The organism is Bacteroides sp. (assembly GCF_052357945.1).
Classification (GTDB): Bacteria; Bacteroidota; Bacteroidia; order Bacteroidales; family Bacteroidaceae; genus Bacteroides.
Genome location: NZ_DAWCXD010000004.1, coordinates 85569 through 104789, shown reverse-complemented (window position 1 = coordinate 104789; position 19221 = coordinate 85569). Strand labels below are relative to the sequence as shown.

Here is a 19221-nt window from a genome sequence, read left to right as displayed (position 1 = left end):
TTAATATCTTCTAGAGTTATTATAACCACCACGGCCACCACCGTTAGACGGTCTTTCAGTACGAGGACGTGCCACGCTTACTGAAATAACTTTCTGGTCGTATTCAACTCCATTCAGTTCGTCAATTGCTTTTTGTCCTTCTGTATCATTCGGCATTTCTACGAAAGCAAATCCTCTGGATCTACCAGTTTCTCTGTCAAAAATTACTTTAGCTGAAGAAACTTCTCCAAACTCTGCAAATAAATTTGTTAAGTCAGCATCATTAGTGCCATAGCTTAAACCTGAAATGTAAATGTTCATTTAAAATTTTATTAAAATAAATACTAATTTGGAGTGAGGAGGATAATTAAAGACAAGGACTGCTTGCTAATAAAATATTATAAAGAAGAACTATACGATAATGATTCGTAACTCAAACTCTTGGTACAAAGGTAACACAATAAATCAGAATAATACATTTATACCCGTTCTTTTTCGGAAGAAAGACGATAATTATCATTTATTAGCACACAATTCATCCTAAATCGGCGAGATACACAATTTTGCCTCTCATTCTTGATATTCTCTTGTAATATATCTACTTTTGCCATTACATAAATTATCAAGTCCCACTTTATGGATGTCAGAATAGAACCAAGTTGGAAACAACAATTACAAGAAGAATTTGACAAACCATACTTCGAAAAGTTGGTTACATTCGTCAAAGATGAATACAAACGGGCACACGTCCTCCCTCTCGGACATCAGATTTTTCATATATTCAATTCCTGTCCCTTCGAAAAGGTAAAAGTAGTTATCCTTGGACAAGACCCCTATCCCAATCCCGGACAATATTATGGAGTCTGTTTTTCTGTGCCTGATGGAGTAGCTATCCCAGGTTCACTAAGCAACATCTTCAAAGAAATACACCAAGATTTGGGAAAGCCAATTCCAACTTCTGGTAATTTGGATCGTTGGGTAGCTCAAGGTGTATTCCCGCTAAACTCAGTTCTTACTGTACGTGCGCACGAAACCGGTTCTCATCGAAATATGGGTTGGGAAATCTTCACAGACGCAGTTATCAGGAAACTAAGTGAAAAACGGGAGAATTTGATATTTATGCTTTGGGGAAGTTATGCGAAAGAGAAACGATCTTTGATAGATACCAACAAACATCTGGTACTAACCACTGTTCATCCCTCTCCCCGCTCTGCCGAATATGGTTTCTTCGGTTGTAAACACTTCAGTAAAGCCAATGCTTTCTTGCATAGCAAGGGAATAGAAGAAATTGATTGGTAAATAAACGATTTCTCAAAACAGATTATCAGTACCCAAAAACATTCGCTATGAATAAATCAAACAATATCACTCGGGAAGAAATGTGGGCAAAGCAATGCTTGTCTGCTACCGATATTGATTACGCTGTGTGGGAACGGGATAAATCCATACTTCACCAACTTTCAAAAATCTGTCACAACTGCACATTTGTTGTCGATGTTTACAAATGCAATTACACGTATGCTTCCTCGAATTTCGTTGATTTACTGGGGTATGACAGTCACAAGATAGAAACTTTGGAAAAGCAGGGAGATTATTTAGAATCACGTATTCATCCGGACGACCGTGCGCAACTGGCAGCATTACAGGTCACGTTAAGCCAATTCATTTACAGTCTGCCCCTCGAACAGCGAAACGACTATTCCAACATTTACAGTTTCCGTATACTCAATGCCAGGCAGCAATATATACGTGTCACTAGCCGACATCAAGTTTTGGAACAAGACCGTAACGGCAAAGCATGGCTCGTAATAGGCAATATGGATATTTCACCCGACCAAAAACATTCCGAAACAGTAGACTGCACTGTCCTAAATCTGAAGAACGGGGAATTCTTCTCTCCTTCCTCTTTACTAATGCCTTCTTCGCTCAACCTCACTAATCGGGAAATAGAGATATTACGGCTTATTCAAAAAGGGTTGTTAAGTAAAGAGATTGCAGACAAGCTATGTATCAGTATTCACACTGTCAATATTCACCGGCAGAACCTGTTACGCAAATTAGGTGTGCAAAATTCCATCGAAGCCATTCGTTTGGGACAGGAAACCGGACTACTAAGTTAATTAACCCATACGTCCTTTTCCCGAAGCTACCAGTCTGTCTAAGGCATCCATTCCACCACACCCACCACCGGGTGCAATCTTCTCCATTCCTCAAATTCCGGATAACTACGTACACCATCCTGAATCACAGCTTGATAATACTCCACTCCCATAATCTTTTCCGTATCAGGCGTTTCGTATTTTAATTTCAGGATAGCCAGTCTCATTTCATCTGTCAATACCGCAGAAATGCGTTCGGCCGCCCTTTCAAAATAGCCATCATAACGAGAGCCTTCTTGGATATGAATCATATCCATTTGCCAGAGTTCTCCTTCCATATCCTGATACCATGCATGCCACTCTATACACGCTTCTGCTGTATGTAATAAATTCGTATATTCAATCTTCTTTATGGACGTATTTTCCGCCAATTCAGCCATCGCCCGAAAGCTGGCAGACAAATCCAAAGGAGAAGTGTAAATATGAAAATCAATATCCCGATGTTTCATCAATAATCCTGTACGCAACGAACCTACCAGATTCACTTTGGCACCAATCCCCTCCCATATCCGAACAATACGGGTATCCTCTATAATCTCCCAAGCTTTCTGCTGGTTACGTTTTGCCAATTCAAAAATATTCATCTTTTTCCTTATTAAGTAAGTATGCAAAAATAGGAAAAAGGATACATATATAGCTATAAATAACTATTTAATCCCTTGATGGGTTGAGCTAACTTTGTCCGCAAATTCAATTCTTCACCATACAACTAAAAAGAGATTATGATATTCAATCAAACAGAGAAACAGGAAAAAGAGTATTTACAGCAAGTCATAACCACTATCCATGATACGATTAACACTACCAGTACTTCCGTCAAAGAGCATATAGACACCCTGCAGGAGTACAAGGATTATCTATGGTCGAACAAAGATATCGATCCCCACGAAATCCGTTCCATGCGCGAAAGCATATTAAATCATTTTGCATTAGGTGAAAATGTAATTGACAAACGCAGGCGACTAAGCAAAATACTGGATATCCCCTATTTCGGACGAATCGACTTTCAGGAAAAGAAAGACAAAAGCCAAGTTAGTCCGATCTATATAGGAATACATACTTTCTATGACCTCAATCAAAAAAAGAATCTGATTTACGATTGGCGAGCTCCTATTTCAAGCATGTTCTACGATCATGAATTAGGCGAGGCGTTCTACTCCTCCCCGGCAGGCAAAATTAACGGGACGATCTCACTCAAACGCCAATATCGCATTCGCAAAGGAAAAATGGAGTATATGATTGAAAGTTCCGTAACTGTTCATGACGATATTCTGCAAAAAGAACTATGTTCCAATGCCGACAATAAAATGAAAAATATCGTCACGACAATTCAGAGGGAACAGAATCAGATCATCCGTAATGAAAACGCTTCTGTACTTATTATACAAGGTGTTGCCGGTTCAGGAAAAACCTCTATCGCCCTCCATCGTATTGCCTACCTGCTTTATGCACAGAAAGGACAGATTTCTTCCAAAGACATATTAATCATCTCCCCCAATAAAGTATTTGCCGATTACATTTCTAATGTACTTCCGAAACTTGGCGAAGAGACCGTTCCCGAAACCAGCATGGGGCAAATTCTGTCGGACGTAATTGACAACAAATATAAACACCAGAATTTCTTCGACCAAGTGACGGAACTATTAGAAAACCCGACACCCGACTTTATCGAACGAATACAATACAAAGCCTCCTTCGAGTTTATATCACTACTTGACAAATTCATCCTTTACATGGAAAACAACTATTTCAAAGCAACAGACGTAAAACTCACCAAATACATCACCATTCCTGCCGAATTTATTAACGAACAGTTCAAACGATTCCACCGCTATCCCATACGTCAACGATTTGAGACTATGACAGATTACATTCTGGAAATGATGCAACTACAATATAATCTCACAGTTAGCACTCCGGAGAAAAACCAACTAAAGAAAGAGATAAAAAAGATGTTCGTAGGCAATAACGATCTCCAAATCTATAAAGACTTTTTTGAGTGGATCGGAAAACCGGAGATGTTCAAGACACGCAAAAACCGCATACTGGAATATGCGGATTTAGCTCCTTTGGCTTATCTGCATATCGCATTAAATGGGAACAACGCCCAATCTTATGTCAAACATCTTCTGATAGACGAAATGCAAGACTATTCTCCCATACAATACAAAGTGATTCAAAAACTTTATCCGTGTCGAAAAACAATTCTTGGAGACACTTCCCAATCCGTCAATCCTTATGGTTCTTCCACTGCCGATATGATTCAGAAAGCATTTGCAACAGGAGAAATAATGAAACTTTGCAAAAGCTATCGTTCTACTTTTGAGATCACCAGTTTTGCACAAAAAATTCAACCGAACAATGAATTAGAACCGATTATAAGACATGGGGAACACCCCAAGATTCTTCCATTCAAAAATACAGAAGAGGAAATCCAAGGTATTGCGGATTTAGTAAACTCCTTCAGGAACTCCCATTATACCTCATTAGGGATTATCTGCAAAACAGAATCCCAAGCAAAAGAACTTGTTCAAAAGTTCCAGATATATGCAAACGACATCTCACTTTTGTCCAATCAAAGTTCTGCTTATGTAAAAGGGATTATCATCACTTCCGCCCATATGGCGAAAGGACTGGAATTTGACGAAGTAATCATTCCGCAAACAGATGATAAGAACTATCATTCCAATATTGATAAAAGTATGCTTTATGTGGCAGCCACAAGGGCTATGCACAAGCTAACTTTGACTTATTCTGTTTCTTCACCCAGTTGTCGATTCCTGTAATAGAATATAACATCAAAAATTAATTGAGAGAAAAAGAACAACCAATCTCCTATTATTACCTATTTTTGTACAATGAAAAATAAAGGAATGAAATACGAGTTTACCGCAAAAGTATGGAACTACTCATCGACTGTTGGAACGGGCGGTTGGCACATAGCCTGCCTGCCGAAAGAGATGTCCAAAGAAATAAGAGAGAATCTCGGATTCTTAGAGGAAGGCTGGGGACGGTTGAAGATGACGGCCAAAATCGGCAATACCCAATGGGAAACCGCAATCTGGTTTGACACCAAACTTGATACTTATTTACTTCCTCTCAAAGCGGAAATCAGAAAAAAGGAAAAGATCACAACTGATAAAGAAATAGAGATTATGATTTGGATTTAAAACAAACGATAAGAAGAACTACCCGCAAAACAAGAGCCGCTTGAACAATCTCAAACGGCTCCGTAACTCCTTTAACAACATGGTTATCGAGCTAATACAACCACCGGTCTATATTCCTTTTTTCTGCACTGAACTCCACTCCAACTTTAACCAACTCACGCCCGTCTACCTGATAAGGTATCAGATAGCCTTTTTCATCAATCTGCTGCAAAGCCTGTTCGGCAGTACCATTCAGTTTAAATTCAAATACATAAATATACTTCGGAGTTTTCACCACTGCATCCGCCCGTCCGCGGGCACTACGAACCTCTGCTCCGGTAAATTGCCCCATCAGTTTGAAAACTAAATAAAATACAACCTGATAATGTCGTTCGGTCTTTTCATTCAGTTCATAAGGGAAATCTGCGAAGAAAGCCTGTAAGCGGGTAAGAAAAGCATCAACATCACCACTCTCCAATTCACGTACAAATTTACCAAGATAAAAACCCCGTTCATCATCTACCACTGATGTGTAGTAAGGAACCAAAAAATCCATAAATCCATATCGCACTTCATCATTGGGAAATTTCAGCAGGTAGTTTCCAAAACGCTTGTCATACCCCTTTATAGTCAAATAGCCACTCTGATAAATCAACGGAATCGGATTATTAGCATCTACCCTATATTCCATAAACGAAGAAGCATTGGCTTCTACCCCATCAATCAACGTACGCAAATCATACTCACTCTTTTTAAGCAGTTCGACTAAAAAAGTAGGAGTACCGGTTTGAAACCAATAGTTGCTAAACTTATACCCGTCAAAAACATTAAGCACACTGAATGGATTGAATACTCCTTCCGCAAACTCACAAAAATGATAGCCGTCATATAAAGCCGTCATCTTGTTCAATGTTTCTTCATAAGTCAGTTCATTCGTTTCTGCCAATCGATTCAGTTCAGGAATAAAAGTATCCTTCAATTCTTGTCGCGTAATACCACAAATGGTGGCATACTGAGACGTCATGCTGATATCATTCAGCTGATTCAAATCATTACACATGCCAGTTTGTGCAAACTTAGTCACACCTGTAAGTAAAACAAAATGGAGATAACGATCAGAGCTTTTCAGTACACTATAAAAAGCATTCAAGGTTTTACGATAATCATCAAGCAAAACATCATTGCTCAATACTTTCAATAAAGGTTTATCATATCCATCAACAAGCACTACTACTCCACAACCAGACTGTTCACTGGCACGACGAATTGCACCTGCAAAACGTCCTGAAAGAGTTTCCTCATCCTCTCCTTTGCCATATTTCAGTTCCCATTGCGTCAACTGCCTGCTAAGAATTTCGACTAGAGCCTGGGAAGAATCATGTTTTCTCACGTTCAAATCCAAATGCAGTACGGGATATTTCCTCCAATCCTTTTCCATGCCAGCAATAGCCAACCCTCCAAATAATTCTTTCTTGCCCTCAAAATAGGCTTTAAAAGTAGAGAGTAGCAGGCTTTTCCCAAAACGACGAGGACGAGTTAAAAGATAGGCTTTACCTGTGTTAGCTATTCGCCATACAAGAGTGGTTTTATCCACATAGAGATAATCTCCTTTACGAAGTTTCTCAAAATCATGTATTCCAATTGGAAGTTTGGGCAATACTCCGTTCATTATTTTTCCTCTATTTTGATTATTCAAAGATACGCATTTCCATGGGAATACACATACAAACTCCACAAAAAAGTACACAGTTTCACAGACAGCACTACCATGACTCCATTTTTCATCAAAACTAACTTTGTACCAGACAAACAACATCTCACTTCCTCTTCACTTTGCAAATCCAACACACAATAACCAGAACCAGCAAAATAATTCCGTACCAATACCAACCTCCGGTTGTCCTATTAGTAGTTTTCTCAACTCCCGTTTTATGAATCTCTGTCTTAGCACTCATATCCGATAAGCTCACAGACTGTGAATTCACTTCTTGAAGAAGTTGTTTCTCATTAACGTTTTTCCTATCCACCACAGTCTTCACCACCATCCCAGCCTTCAACCCAAGCGTATCAACAGGAAACACAAACACCACCTGTTCGATATGCTCTTCTACCACCTCCGAATCCTTTTCTGAAGCAACCTTATTTTTAACAAGACTTTTCCCGGAGCTACTATTTAAACTTGAATCAACCCTAACTTCACTCTCCCTGTTTATCACCTCTTTCTTACTCCTACATCCCGACAGCAATACAGGCACAACCAAAGCCACCAACAATACAAACAGTAACTCCCTCCCACTCCTCAAAAACTCCTTCACATCAAAACAGGGACAAGCCTTCACATATTCATAAGGTTCAATCACTCCGTCACCATTCAAATCCGGTGAAATATCCCGATGTCCCAACACTTGGAGAATATTATATTCCCGCTGCAAATCCATAATAATCTGATAAAGCACCCGTTTTTGAGCATTCGTTCGGGTATCTGCCGGACGCCCGTTCTCATCCAATCCGCCGATATAACATATCCCGATACTCTGCTCATTCCAACCTTTACAATGAGCACCGGCCAAAGCGACATCACGCCCCTTTTCCAATTTCCCATCCAAACGGATCACATAGTGATACCCGATACCATTGAACCCACGTTCCCGGTGCCAACGGTCAATATCTGTGGCAGTAAAATCCTGCCCGGCTTTCGTAGCCGAACAATGTACTATGATAGAATCTATATTTCTCATGATAATTCATTATTAGTTCAAACGCACCAGTTAATAATCCGAAGGTGGCATACGCTTCACACACCCTCTAATCTCACACTTCTTCACTTCCGACTCCTTCTGTATCAACTCCACTTCATGACATTTATGTATCCAGTCAATCTTCTCTTCCTGCTCCTTGCGAAGTTCAATATAAAGCCCGTCTATCTTCTCGTCACGTTGAGTCAGCCGTTCTTCCAACCAGTCCACCTTTTTACGGCGATTTTCTTCTTCCATACTGTTCACGGATGCTTCCTCTTTTCGTGCATCCGTCTTGCGGCAAGTGATATACCTCACTAACCATTTCACAGCTTCCAAACCATCCATAGCGGTAATAAAAGCAAGGATTGTAGTTATTTGCATATTTATATTTTTACGTAGTTATAAAGAAAGAATGAGGCCGAAGCCCCATTCCATACAAACCAGACAGTTCTCAACGGCTCATGAATCAAGCAGCTGGGTCTGGTGCTTCACCATTACCACCCGAACCACCATCCGGATCCGGAGTTTCACCCCCATCATCCGAACCGTCACCAACACTACCCGAATCATTAATATGATCCAAATCCTTGAACTTCAACCCATCCGAACGGGTAGTCGTCCCGGTAAACAGACGAATATCCGAGTTAGCACGAAAACAGATACGAAGCCCTGAAATATTAGCGATCGTAAAATCTTCCGCCTTCTCCGTCCCTTTGCTTTGGGCAGAAAGGTAAAAATATCCCAGACCGGCGATATTCACCGAACGGCCACCCAGCAATGTCTTTCTCAATAACGTACGAAAATCCTTCAATACACTAATCGTTTCACCCTCGCTGACACCGGAAGCAGACGCAATCTCCTTTGCAAACTCATCCAACGTTGCACTCGTATCATACTGATAAGAAATCACCGGATACACTTTCTTTCCTGCTTCTTTATTTGTAGGGTCACACAGGCGAGACACCCTTCTAAATCTAATAGCCATACTACTTTTCTTTTTTTAATGAATACTGTTTTAATTATCACTTCGCTAACGTTAACAATGCAAAGATGCAGCATCTCCCACGGAGATGAAACGACACCAAATAGCCTCAACAGAAAAGTACTAAAAAGCATTTCAGACATATACAACTGACATAGAGGAACTAAATAAACGACAAGAAAACGACGAAAAGCAGAAAAAAGCGACAAAATCAATACCTGGGGGAGAATAATAAATAAACAAATATATTCAAACTAATAAATATCATAATAAAAAAGTGCACCTTCTTCCCCACCGGGAAAAAGATGCACACACAAACAAAACAAACAATAGGCTACCTTCACAGGCAGCGGAAAAGTCATGATTCCATTTTTCTTATGCCACTATTATATATCATCATACTTATTTAATAAATAACTGGTAACTTCACTTATAGAAGAGGGTTCTTTCAATAATACTTGCTTGTCCTCTCCCAACAAATATATCGAGGGAAGAGAACGCAAAAAATATAGTTCTTTTTCAGTCAACACCTTCCTGACATCATAACCGTTTATCCACACAGAAGGAAGAGACTGCTGATATTCTTTCCACGCATCCATTTCACCTTCCATACAAATCGTAACAAGAGCAAGTTGCGATAGGGATAGTCCACTCTGTTGCAAGAAGGAATTTATTACCGATGATTCAGACAGTTCCATCATTGATTGCCGACAATAAATACAATCCGGATCATAAAACAGCAATAATGTATATTTAGCGGAAATATCCCATAGATTTTGCAGTTCCCCCGTAGGAAGAATGAAAGTAAAATCAACAGCTTTAATCCCTATCCGGTTCTTTTTAAGCATTTTCAATTGATACAAGGGACGTATACGCATCATTCCATCTAAATGTCCGGATGTTAATGCTTCCTCCAATACTGAAATATAATAACTATCATTCCGTAGTGACGAATCTGGTTCATATAGATGATGCTCTAACCGTTGTAGAAACCAACGGTTTACCACCTTATTAACTTTAGTCTTCAACACCAATCTCCTGATATTTTCACAAGCCCTTTCCTCTGTCAGTTCCGACAATTGAGAAAGATAATCCACCAGCATCTTTTCGGTAGTGGTCGAGCTGCTTAACCGGACAGTATCTGTAAAATCATACGTATCCCAAAAGCACTCTATCAGTATACTGTCTTTTTGTTGCTTTGTCATAGCACTTGATTTGCCAGAATTGGCAGAACAAGTACATAAAAGTAGAAACACGCCTAAAGTAATACAAAGAAGTCTTACATATTTCTGATGTATTACCAATCTTAAAAGGTGTAATAATTCTAATCTCCGTTTATTCATAACCCTACAAGTTCAAGCACAATTCATTACACCATTTGACATATTCGTCTTCTCCACCGCAAATCCTTTCCGGCACTTTCATTTCTATACATTCATTCCCGACATATATCCGGTTCATCTCGAATATTTCCATCAGACAGTCATCCGATATACACATACAAAAGCATATAATATCCGGATTATCATATTTCACGATTTTCATACCCGGATAAAGTAAAGACAAATAAAAAGCAGAATATCCGAATGCTTTCCATGAATCCTCTAGACAATACAAATAAACAAAGCCTCGATTATCACCTTCTTTTTCCAAAATATCTTTTAATATATTCATCCTCATATCTCCTTTCACTCTTAACACTATCCGGATTATCCTTCCTGACGTATACGAAGTTCAAAATATCCATTCCTGCCAAACAAACGTACTGTTCCTTCGCGTGCCTCGCCTGTATCATTTTTCTTCACATGAACAAAAATATGGTCATTGTTAGAGTCTAACAGAGGATAAAGAATAGCCCCTTCGTGCCGTTGTTCAGCTATCCCAATCCAATCAGATGAACCGACCACTTCCCCGTAATTCGTATATAACATAGGAAGCACTGTATATGACCGACCGATAGAGGGATAGCGTTCAACAGTTACCGTTTTTTGCAGAACCCCATATTGGATAATACTTGTGAAGGAGTATTCCGTACCTGTACCTGCATCTCCACTTGATTCCGTGAAACATAAGTCCATCTCGACGGGATTATCAGGAGTATCATTACAAACTGTTTCCCCTGTTATTTCTGTTCCATTTGCTTTCACTGTTATTAATCCATGCTGTAGGTTGGGATAATGCGGGTCAAACATGGTGTAACCTTTCAATGATTCATCCCGGATACACCGGTAGAAATGACCTAACACAGATGAATTCAGAGTTTCATCGCTGTATATAATCCAACGAGAATTTTCAAATCCCATCTGATAGCCATTTCGCAAATAATTTTCTTGATACTCATATGTGCCATCATACTCCAATAGCATGAATGCTTCCATATCATTAGTAAATCCATTCTTTTCCGCATTTTCAAATGAACTAGCGCCAAATCCCGCAACACTCCGGATATCCAGTTTGTAGTAATCATTGCCTGCAATTGAAGTCAACGGAACTTTTTCCCCTGTAGTATTGATCGTACATAAACGAACTTTATAGTATCCTTCTTTTTCTGTCCCGTCCGTTGCTTTATAATTTCCATGTACAACGATGTGAAATCCTTTATGTGCATCCAAACCCATATCCCGAATCTGATACAGATAAATAGGATTTGACGAAGAGGCAAGCTTACTGATGGACAAAGTGGACGGACTGGTATAATCCACATTCGTCAATATCGAGGCTGATACAGGACACCCCAACCAATCTATTGAAATCAAATTAAAATTGCTGGCTGTCACTTCCACACTGAATTTCGCAACATTCCGTTTCAAACTGAAACCATTGCTGCCGTCACTTTCCATGGCATTACGAATAGCTATTATGTTGAGTGAGGAAAGAGTAATGCGCTTGGTAGCCATTACAAAAGGTGGTTTCACAAGTGCCTCCGCACTTGTGCATATCTTATTTTCCAACTCCTGTAAAGTATGTATTGTCCCTTCTTCCATCGGATAATTAGCTATCAGGTATAATGTATGTTCTCCAGTAGCTGAAGAAATGTTTACTGTCGTCTTATATTCATTTCCAGTCCATTCCAATACAGGGTGTTGATGATAAACAACATTTCCGTCCTGATTGAATATCAGGAAATCCATATTTTCAATCTTTGCTTCATCGGCAGGAGTACCTGTCCCTCTCGTATGCACAACAGACTCTTGTTGCACACTTAGTTTCAAAACCATTTGCTCCTGTAATTCTGTTGTATCGTTGATATCCGACATTTCATCACTATTGCAAGCCCCCAAAGAGAAAAGCAATACAAACAGGATTAATTGAATATAATTCTTTTTTACTATCATATATTTCATTTTTCTTATCCAATAGGGGGATAACGTAATTTTACGCACCGCACCGTGTGTTTCCCATTTCGCAATTCATCCGTCGTGGCACTTCCGTCCGGATCACTCATTGTTGCTACAATGAAGGTACTGTCCTCATTCTTTCCCCAATAACTGTCCGAAAAGAAATTATTGGGAAGCCCGTTGGTTCCGGCATTCAGAAAAACATAATTCATTTCTTTTCCTGTAGGCAACCTCCATCCATTGCCTAATTTTGTACATATAGAGGATGCTTTTTCCTTCGTAACATTAGTTTCATCTGAACTTGAAACTATAAAGTCCGAAAGTTCAGGGGGACGGACATCAAGAGTACAGTTATAGCGGTAGCCTTTATTATCTTTATTATCGTCTATAAGCTGATTTCCGGGCCCGTAACTTACATATGCCCTTCTGCCATTTGCACCATATTCCTCTATACACCATGCTTTATCAGAATAAATCGCCCAATTTTCACGTATAGTAGCTAATCTCCAGCATCCTTTCCCTCTTGTTGCATCATTCTCATTTACTCCTTCAGGATAATATACCCTACATCCCGTTCCCAGGGTGGCTCTTTTATAAAACTCATCATTATAAATACCCGCACTAATCCAGTTAGCTTTATCCCAATATCCCATAGCTTCTGCCCAGGTAAGATTATTTCCGACACTAATTGTCTCCGATCTATAAAGTCGCAAATCAAGCTTAACAGATGCAGTACCCGATGTCAATGTAGTCACATATACAATATCATTACCTGTATTCCAGTTTCCACGTCTGAAGCCGACACGCCCGCTTTTCTTATTTGCGTCATCATATTCTATTTTCATCTGCAGTTGATTACCAATTGTCACCTCATCGGGAAGTTTCACTTCAACCGGCGCGTTACAAGCAAAACGCACATATGAGAAAAAGCGCAGTGACTTTACTTCAATCGTCTTTTTGTTGACTGCAAGAAAACTGGCGCCCGTTATTTCAATAGGAACATTGATCTCTGACCATCCGGAAACGCTGGATTTCATTTCAAGAGACTCTTCCCCATAGCCGGTAATGGCTTTAATATTCAAACTGTAATGCCTGTTGCGGGTTATGTTCCATTCGGTAGAATGTGAATCAATTGAATTCATCGCGTCACCAATCGGCAAAGTATATATACGGGTGATTCCTCGTGATGTCCCTTTAATACGCAGTACCATTCTGTAAACCTCATCCATCGGCAGATATTCAGGCAAATATATATCACCGGATGAGCATGTGAAATGATTCAGTTTCGTACTGCTATTTTCCAATGAGAAAACACGGTTATCCAGAAACTCCTCTTCTATCTTGTATTTACCGGGAATCAGATAACTGTACTTCGGGATGTTAAGTAGCTCCATAGACTCAAGGTTGACATATTCGCCCGTAGGATTTCCATTTTCATAAATCTCCGTACTAAGGTCAAACTTCACACTTAACTTGGCAATCACGCGTTGCAACTTTATCTCCAGTTTTGAAACAGGAGCGGATGCGCCCTCCGGATATATCTCATTTTTACTCCTCACATTCACATTGAGCAATTGCCGGAAAAAGACAAATTCCGAAGCATTCAAGCTGCTTACCGTATTCATCCGGATACTTTTCAAATCTTCCGGTCTATTTATTCCCGAAAGATCTACCGGCTCATTTCCTATCACATAAATATCATTGTATCCTATATAGGTAACGGCAACATAATCTTCATTTATATCTATCAATCGGTTACTGACTAAGACTTTAGACCCATAAGGATTGGAAGTGCGTGTCGAAAAAATGATAACACGCAATTTTGATACCTCATTTTCATCCCCTGCAACAAGTTTCGGCATGATACTGACAGGAATTTCCTTGCCTTCTCCCTGACCATTACTATCGGAAGATTCTTCTATTCCGTCAGTACAAGCAGTGAACAGATATAACAATGTCACAACGAAGCTATATATATAAACTAATTTCAGTCTCATTCTCTCGTTTAATTATAAAGTATCACATTTCCGTATCCTGCAATATGATTGTCCATCCTGATACGGTAACAGCCGTTTGCATATAAGTATCCGTGTCACCATCCAAATCATCTATGAGAGATATTTCTACTTCATACACATCCTGCCGGTCAAGTTCCGACTGGATGCGGGTATATGGATGCCTCCGGATAAGTTCGACTAAGTCAGAACGGTAGAGTTCTTTGATTGTGCCGTCCTGCATCAAACGTTCTATCAATAGCGTCAATTTTTCCCCTTCCACCAAACGCATCAAAGAGAAAACGCCTGCAAATTGATTCCACGTATCATTATTTGCGCCCTGATATGGATAATATGTCAATTCGTTACCCGAAGCAACTACTGAATTATCAAATTTATAAGTCGCCCCTTTGGGGTCAACCACACGGACACGCACGCCATCCGCACAGCGGTGAATACATGGTATTCCGCTCTTTTCAAACCACTTCACATTCAGATGCAGGTGATTCTCATTCTTAATAAATGAAAGGACTTCTGTTTGTTCCTTCGCGTCGCTTACTTCCACCTGTTTCATTGCATGAAAAACAGGAGTCAGTTTATGGTTCACGCTACGGTCTTCAGTTGCGTTGAGTGATAATAACGCCTGCTCAAGCGTAGTTTGTCCGGCAATAAAGGCCGGTTGTAAAGTCACCTCGCCAGTCAGGTTTCCCCATGCCACTAACGTATAGTTACCGGCAGAAAGTTCCGGGTTAACCCGGAAATCTATCGGGAAAGGCGTCCCTTTACGAGTTATACATTTCAGAAAACATCCGGCTGCATCAAATACATACAAGTCTATTTGCTGTACATCAATGTTGAAGCGATCGGGACAAGTATTGTCCGTGTGATGAACATATTCGAAAGCCACCTGGAAACTTCCCTGCGGACAATCGGAAAAATCTTCATTAACGCATCCTGTAATAAGCCATAATAGCACTGATATGTATGCCACCATCTTTCTTTTCCGGTAAAATGTATTATCCTTGAAGTGCATATTAAATTGTTATTGAGGGGGATTTTAGATTCTTTTGCCGGGACAACTCCCCGGCAAAAGAATCCGTTAAAATCTATTCATAATGAACCGGCAAACTAATAGCAATTACATTCCCAGTTCTGCATCTTGTTCAACTTTCGTCCATGGTTCCACAGTGATATGTGCCTGCATATACGTTTTCTGGTTGATAGGATCTGTCGGGTCTACGGTAACATCTTCGTCATCGGGATAGCCGATTGAAGTAATTTTTGAGATATTTACATTGTAAAAACGGTTGCGCATTACTGAATAGAACAGATTGTTGGCTTCTGTCTTTCCGTCCATGTTATCTTCAACATTCACGCGATAGTAACAAATACCTCCGGTGTACTGGAAAATACGGATTGTTCCTTCAATACTTTCCTTATAGCCAGGTGCATCACTCTTGCTATGCGAATATTTCTTGATGGTAACAACTGAATAAATACCTTCAGAAGCAGAGAATGAGCTTCCATAATAAACACTTACAGGATTTTCTATATCACCTTCGTCTACAGCACTTCCCTCGTCTACGGCATTTAACCATTTCTGTTTTCCGGCTTTATTCAAATAAGTCTTTAAAATCATGCCCAAGCCATAGATTGCCAAGTTTCCACTAAAGTCTGCAGGAGCCGTATAAATCTGATTTTCCCATTCCGGGACAATAAAATATGGCGGTACATCTTTTCCTCCTGTGGTATAATCAGTTCCGTCTAATTTATTTTCGATACTAAGATTGCCACCATCATTTTTCACTTCAACAGCATTAATCATCACATTAGCCGCCGGAGCAAATACCCCTTTCACCAACACATAAGTAGTATTTCCCCTTACCGGTGTCTGATTGGAGTTCTCCGGCAAATATATAGACTCTATAGCTTCCCCATCAGCACTTGCTTTCAAATCCCAATTTGGCTCATTCACCTCGTCATAATATTTGGCAAAATCTGCAAATGTAGAGCTAGTATTAGTCATTGTATAGAACGGCGTAAGGAAACCATCAACATGATTATGCAGAAATATATAGCTCTGAACCGGAAGATTACGAACCGTAAAAGTTGGAGTAAGCAATTTGCCTAATGTATTACTTTCACTATCTTTCAATATCAAAGCGTCCGCATTTGCATAAGTAGCCTGCAACTTGGCAGCAGCACGGGATATGGACACTTCCAAATGATTATTTTTCTTCATTTCCGCTGAACTTTCATACGCCGGTTTCGAGCAATCCTCAGCAGAAATCCCGGGATATAATGTGTATTCAGTTGCCTTTAATACGTTTGCCATCAGGAAACCATTGGTCGCCGCATTCCCATTACCGGATATTTTATCAAAATTACCGACACGCGATACAGCAACTGCCGTTTCTACACCTTTGGTATGGGCAATACGTCCTGCTTTCGTACAATGTGTCAAAGTAACAGCTTCAAATTGAGCAGTTGTAGTGGTAGACGTAATCCAATCGTCCTGCATATTAGCTACTACATACACTTTCTTTTTACCGGAAGTTAGTTTCAATACAGCAGTGTGCTCCGTGCCATGTTCATCTACAGTAGCATTATCCGTCTTTGCTTCAAAGCTACCGGATTCATTGAAGATATAAGCCCGCAGATTTTTGATGTTTTTTTCTGTAGTAGTACCTTCATGTGCGTCACCCGTTGCACGTGCTACAACACCATCTTTGCCCAGTTTAAATGTAAACTTCGCCCAAGTAGGCTCTCCCTCTATGACTTCGGTATTACCATTGTCATCGCTTCTTTCTTCACCTAGCTTGTCCTCACTGCTACAAGCAGCAAACGTTATTGTTGCCAGCGCAAATACTCCGATTAGAAAATAATTCTTTCTCATTTTTGTCTTATGATTAAAAAATAAATTATTATATATTGAGATTTATATGGTTCCATTTTTCATCCGGTAATACACCTTGATGTATCCGGCTCGACGCAGTTGCGGAAAGAAGTGTTCTTCCAAATAACGATAAGGCACTCCTCTTTTCAAACGTTGCAACTGTCCCTCACGTCCTTTCATTATCGGAACTGAATCAATAATATTCAATACTTCCTTACGGTATTCCATATCAGAGTGTTCCACTTTATAACGTAGTTCTTCCCAGCCCTCATCACCATTCACAAGCGCAAAGCAACTATCTGCCAAAGCAATCCGGTCGGCTATATATTGCTTCAGCGCTTCAGCTCGTTTTCCAGACAATCGTTTGTTGAATTCAAAAGCCCCCTCGGGTGAGGAAAGCCCCAATAGCACTACGCGAGCTATCTCTACTTCGGGATCTTCACTAATACGGCGAATTACATCAATGATATGTTCCAACACTCTCTCATTATCCAGATAATTGCTATCTATCTCTGCCTTTGCAAGCTTGAAATAAACAATCTGTGCTCCTTCCTGCTCGCCCGCCAGAATCCTTTTACCCGCTGAATAGTTATCTATGGGTTCTACAAATTTCTCTGTTTCAGCCAGTACTTCCGTAGCACATTTATGCGGTAACATTTCCGGTATTTCCACCTTATTCTTTATTTCCGGCTTAACAATAGAATATCCATCCGTCCGGTTCCACGTAAACAATTCCACCATATCCAACTCCTTTTTCATACAGCAATTTCTAAGTTGCCGCCGTAACACCAACTTTGCCTGCCATATCCAAAGTTGATTGGCTAACATCGGAGTTGAACATGTTATTGTATTCCATTGCCGATTGGATACTGTATGTATTAAGTCTTTCTCTGCTTTTGATGAGTGAAGCACTTTTTGTCTTCGAACCATTTTCTCCCGTATTTTGCCATTTACACGTATGGCAGGGAAAGTAAAAGATTGATTTCCCTTTATATCTATCAATATAGGTGTAAGCAGCAACTCATCATTCGCTTTTGTAATGCCGGGAGCAATCATCAAATGAAATTTCAAACTCACAGAGTCACCTTGAGCATTCTTCTCTATAGAAAAATTATTGCTCTTGATCGAATCATTATTTTGAGCGGAAGCTGACATGAACGTTATACTCATAAAAAAGGAAAGTATTATAATCTGAAAACTATTCATTTGGCATATTATTTAAATAAATATATGATAGATACAGCGGCACGTGTAGGCCCTAAATAATTACGGTTGTTTACACTTAAACGCTCACCGCATTCCTTACACGGGTATTTACTATAATGCAGGTGTGCATAGCCGATCCCTAATGTCCCTTCTATACTCCAATGTGGTGAAAGAATCCACTGATACCCATAACTGAATCCGAATCCGGCAAGATTTCCCTGTTTTCTAAAGTCACCTAGTCCCCAATATCGAATATTACTGACATTATATTGTCCATAAAACAAATGTCCGCCAAAGAAATGTCCATTGAACCGTTCACAAAGCCAATAGCGAAGCTCTGATTGTATCAACCAATGCTTCATTTTTCTATTGTTGGAACCATAACCATTCTTACCCAAAGGAAAAGGATTGTAGGCTCCCCACAAATCAACAGTCAGTTTGGGAGATATTCCCCATTCCACCCCTATGTTTGGTGTTTGTAACAACCCGCCATAAAGTAAATTCGTTTTTACTGCTATATCTTGTGCTCTAACCGCAAAACATCCTAGCAAAGTAAATAGACCAATAAGTATGCCGGCTTTATTTCTTATACAATCATTCATTATATACAGTTTTTTCAAACTATTTCTTATGCATCTCTATTCCGTAATAGAGATGCATAATTACACATAAACAGTAAACATCTAATTATCAAAGAATTATATTACAAAAACTAATAATAAAATGTTTCAACATCATAATACAATGAATCATAGCAAACAAAATAAATAATATCATTTT

At 39.6% G+C, this 19221-nt stretch carries 18 protein-coding genes; 4 read left to right on the top strand and 14 right to left on the bottom strand.

The features are described 5' to 3' along the window. A complete protein-coding gene (locus ACT8YW_RS02435) occupies positions 1-300 on the bottom strand; it encodes an RNA recognition motif domain-containing protein (RefSeq protein WP_004296140.1) in 300 nt (99 codons plus the stop codon). A 315-nt stretch (positions 301-615) separates the two neighbouring features. Between ACT8YW_RS02435 and ung the strand changes: the two genes are divergently transcribed. Then, positions 616-1278: a uracil-DNA glycosylase gene (gene ung / locus ACT8YW_RS02430; RefSeq protein ID WP_004310617.1), complete on the top strand. Its 663-nt coding sequence runs from the start codon at positions 616-618 to the stop codon at positions 1276-1278. A 47-nt stretch (positions 1279-1325) separates the two neighbouring features. Continuing rightward, complete coding sequence (locus ACT8YW_RS02425; protein WP_004310616.1) at positions 1326-2099, top strand: LuxR C-terminal-related transcriptional regulator; 774 nt, start codon at positions 1326-1328, stop codon at positions 2097-2099. Between the two features lie 38 nt (positions 2100-2137). On the opposite strand, the gene ACT8YW_RS02420 is transcribed toward ACT8YW_RS02425, so the two are convergent. After that, the gene (locus tag ACT8YW_RS02420) at positions 2138-2722 is read right to left on the bottom strand and encodes a phosphoglycerate mutase family protein (protein WP_270359238.1); all 585 of its coding nucleotides are present in this window, start codon (positions 2720-2722) and stop codon (positions 2138-2140) included. Between the two features lie 138 nt (positions 2723-2860). Here ACT8YW_RS02420 and ACT8YW_RS02415 point away from each other — a divergent pair, with 138 nt between their 5' ends. Continuing rightward, on the top strand, positions 2861-4924 hold the full coding sequence (locus tag ACT8YW_RS02415) for a HelD family protein (protein WP_444103866.1): 2064 nt from the start codon (positions 2861-2863) through the stop codon (positions 4922-4924). Between the two features lie 87 nt (positions 4925-5011). Then, positions 5012-5308, top strand: a complete 297-nt coding sequence (locus ACT8YW_RS02410; RefSeq protein ID WP_008026284.1) for a DUF1905 domain-containing protein — start codon at positions 5012-5014, stop codon at positions 5306-5308. 91 nt (positions 5309-5399) lie between these two features. Here ACT8YW_RS02410 and ACT8YW_RS02405 read toward each other — a convergent pair whose 3' ends face one another. The 12 genes from ACT8YW_RS02405 to ACT8YW_RS02350 form a co-directional block, all read right to left on the bottom strand. Continuing rightward, on the bottom strand, positions 5400-6956 hold the full coding sequence (locus ACT8YW_RS02405; RefSeq protein ID WP_444103865.1) for an ATP-binding protein: 1557 nt from the start codon (positions 6954-6956) through the stop codon (positions 5400-5402). Positions 6957-7104: 148 nt separating this feature from the next. Next, a complete protein-coding gene (locus tag ACT8YW_RS02400) occupies positions 7105-8025 on the bottom strand; it encodes an N-acetylmuramoyl-L-alanine amidase (RefSeq protein WP_444103864.1) in 921 nt (306 codons plus the stop codon). A 30-nt stretch (positions 8026-8055) separates the two neighbouring features. Further along, positions 8056-8406, bottom strand: a complete 351-nt coding sequence (locus ACT8YW_RS02395; protein WP_444103863.1) for a hypothetical protein — start codon at positions 8404-8406, stop codon at positions 8056-8058. Positions 8407-8491: 85 nt separating this feature from the next. Next, positions 8492-9010 (bottom strand): HU family DNA-binding protein, encoded by a 519-nt coding sequence (locus tag ACT8YW_RS02390; protein WP_004323245.1) that lies wholly within the window; start codon positions 9008-9010, stop codon positions 8492-8494. 383 nt (positions 9011-9393) lie between these two features. Continuing rightward, complete coding sequence (locus tag ACT8YW_RS02385) at positions 9394-10212, bottom strand: DUF5106 domain-containing protein (RefSeq protein WP_444103862.1); 819 nt, start codon at positions 10210-10212, stop codon at positions 9394-9396. Between the two features lie 142 nt (positions 10213-10354). Continuing rightward, positions 10355-10681 (bottom strand): hypothetical protein, encoded by a 327-nt coding sequence (locus tag ACT8YW_RS02380; protein WP_444103861.1) that lies wholly within the window; start codon positions 10679-10681, stop codon positions 10355-10357. 35 nt (positions 10682-10716) lie between these two features. Continuing rightward, on the bottom strand, positions 10717-12351 hold the full coding sequence (locus ACT8YW_RS02375; RefSeq protein ID WP_444103860.1) for a fimbrial protein: 1635 nt from the start codon (positions 12349-12351) through the stop codon (positions 10717-10719). 5 nt (positions 12352-12356) lie between these two features. Continuing rightward, a complete protein-coding gene (locus ACT8YW_RS02370) occupies positions 12357-14342 on the bottom strand; it encodes a hypothetical protein (protein ID WP_444103859.1) in 1986 nt (661 codons plus the stop codon). Between the two features lie 22 nt (positions 14343-14364). Further along, positions 14365-15333 carry a FimB/Mfa2 family fimbrial subunit gene (locus tag ACT8YW_RS02365; RefSeq protein WP_444103874.1) on the bottom strand — a complete coding sequence of 323 codons (969 nt, stop codon included), beginning with the start codon at positions 15331-15333 and terminating at the stop codon, positions 14365-14367. Positions 15334-15477: 144 nt separating this feature from the next. Further along, positions 15478-17235: an Mfa1 family fimbria major subunit gene (locus tag ACT8YW_RS02360; RefSeq protein WP_444103858.1), complete on the bottom strand. Its 1758-nt coding sequence runs from the start codon at positions 17233-17235 to the stop codon at positions 15478-15480. A gap of 42 nt (positions 17236-17277) precedes the next feature. Beyond that, positions 17278-18441 carry a DUF3868 domain-containing protein gene (locus ACT8YW_RS02355; protein WP_444103857.1) on the bottom strand — a complete coding sequence of 388 codons (1164 nt, stop codon included), beginning with the start codon at positions 18439-18441 and terminating at the stop codon, positions 17278-17280. Positions 18442-18449: 8 nt separating this feature from the next. Beyond that, positions 18450-19043 carry a DUF3575 domain-containing protein gene (locus ACT8YW_RS02350; protein WP_444103856.1) on the bottom strand — a complete coding sequence of 198 codons (594 nt, stop codon included), beginning with the start codon at positions 19041-19043 and terminating at the stop codon, positions 18450-18452. Positions 19044-19221: the final 178 nt, after the last annotated feature.

Coding starts and splice junctions, on each gene's coding strand:
- ACT8YW_RS02380 (WP_444103861.1), bottom strand. CDS start 10,681: ATGAATATATTAAAAGATATTTTGGAAAAAGAAGGTGATAATCGAGGC.
- ACT8YW_RS02385 (WP_444103862.1), bottom strand. CDS start 10,212: ATGACAAAGCAACAAAAAGACAGTATACTGATAGAGTGCTTTTGGGAT.
- ACT8YW_RS02395 (WP_444103863.1), bottom strand. CDS start 8,406: ATGCAAATAACTACAATCCTTGCTTTTATTACCGCTATGGATGGTTTG.
- ACT8YW_RS02405 (WP_444103865.1), bottom strand. CDS start 6,956: ATGAACGGAGTATTGCCCAAACTTCCAATTGGAATACATGATTTTGAG.
- ACT8YW_RS02400 (WP_444103864.1), bottom strand. CDS start 8,025: ATGAGAAATATAGATTCTATCATAGTACATTGTTCGGCTACGAAAGCC.
- ACT8YW_RS02425 (WP_004310616.1), top strand. CDS start 1,326: ATGAATAAATCAAACAATATCACTCGGGAAGAAATGTGGGCAAAGCAA.
- ACT8YW_RS02360 (WP_444103858.1), bottom strand. CDS start 17,235: ATGAGAAAGAATTATTTTCTAATCGGAGTATTTGCGCTGGCAACAATA.
- ACT8YW_RS02415 (WP_444103866.1), top strand. CDS start 2,861: ATGATATTCAATCAAACAGAGAAACAGGAAAAAGAGTATTTACAGCAA.
- ACT8YW_RS02355 (WP_444103857.1), bottom strand. CDS start 18,441: ATGAATAGTTTTCAGATTATAATACTTTCCTTTTTTATGAGTATAACG.
- ACT8YW_RS02365 (WP_444103874.1), bottom strand. CDS start 15,333: ATGGTGGCATACATATCAGTGCTATTATGGCTTATTACAGGATGCGTT.
- ACT8YW_RS02435 (WP_004296140.1), bottom strand. CDS start 300: ATGAACATTTACATTTCAGGTTTAAGCTATGGCACTAATGATGCTGAC.
- ACT8YW_RS02350 (WP_444103856.1), bottom strand. CDS start 19,043: ATGAATGATTGTATAAGAAATAAAGCCGGCATACTTATTGGTCTATTT.
- ung (WP_004310617.1), top strand. CDS start 616: ATGGATGTCAGAATAGAACCAAGTTGGAAACAACAATTACAAGAAGAA.
- ACT8YW_RS02410 (WP_008026284.1), top strand. CDS start 5,012: ATGAAATACGAGTTTACCGCAAAAGTATGGAACTACTCATCGACTGTT.
- ACT8YW_RS02375 (WP_444103860.1), bottom strand. CDS start 12,351: ATGAAATATATGATAGTAAAAAAGAATTATATTCAATTAATCCTGTTT.
- ACT8YW_RS02370 (WP_444103859.1), bottom strand. CDS start 14,342: ATGAGACTGAAATTAGTTTATATATATAGCTTCGTTGTGACATTGTTA.
- ACT8YW_RS02390 (WP_004323245.1), bottom strand. CDS start 9,010: ATGGCTATTAGATTTAGAAGGGTGTCTCGCCTGTGTGACCCTACAAAT.
- ACT8YW_RS02420 (WP_270359238.1), bottom strand. CDS start 2,722: ATGAATATTTTTGAATTGGCAAAACGTAACCAGCAGAAAGCTTGGGAG.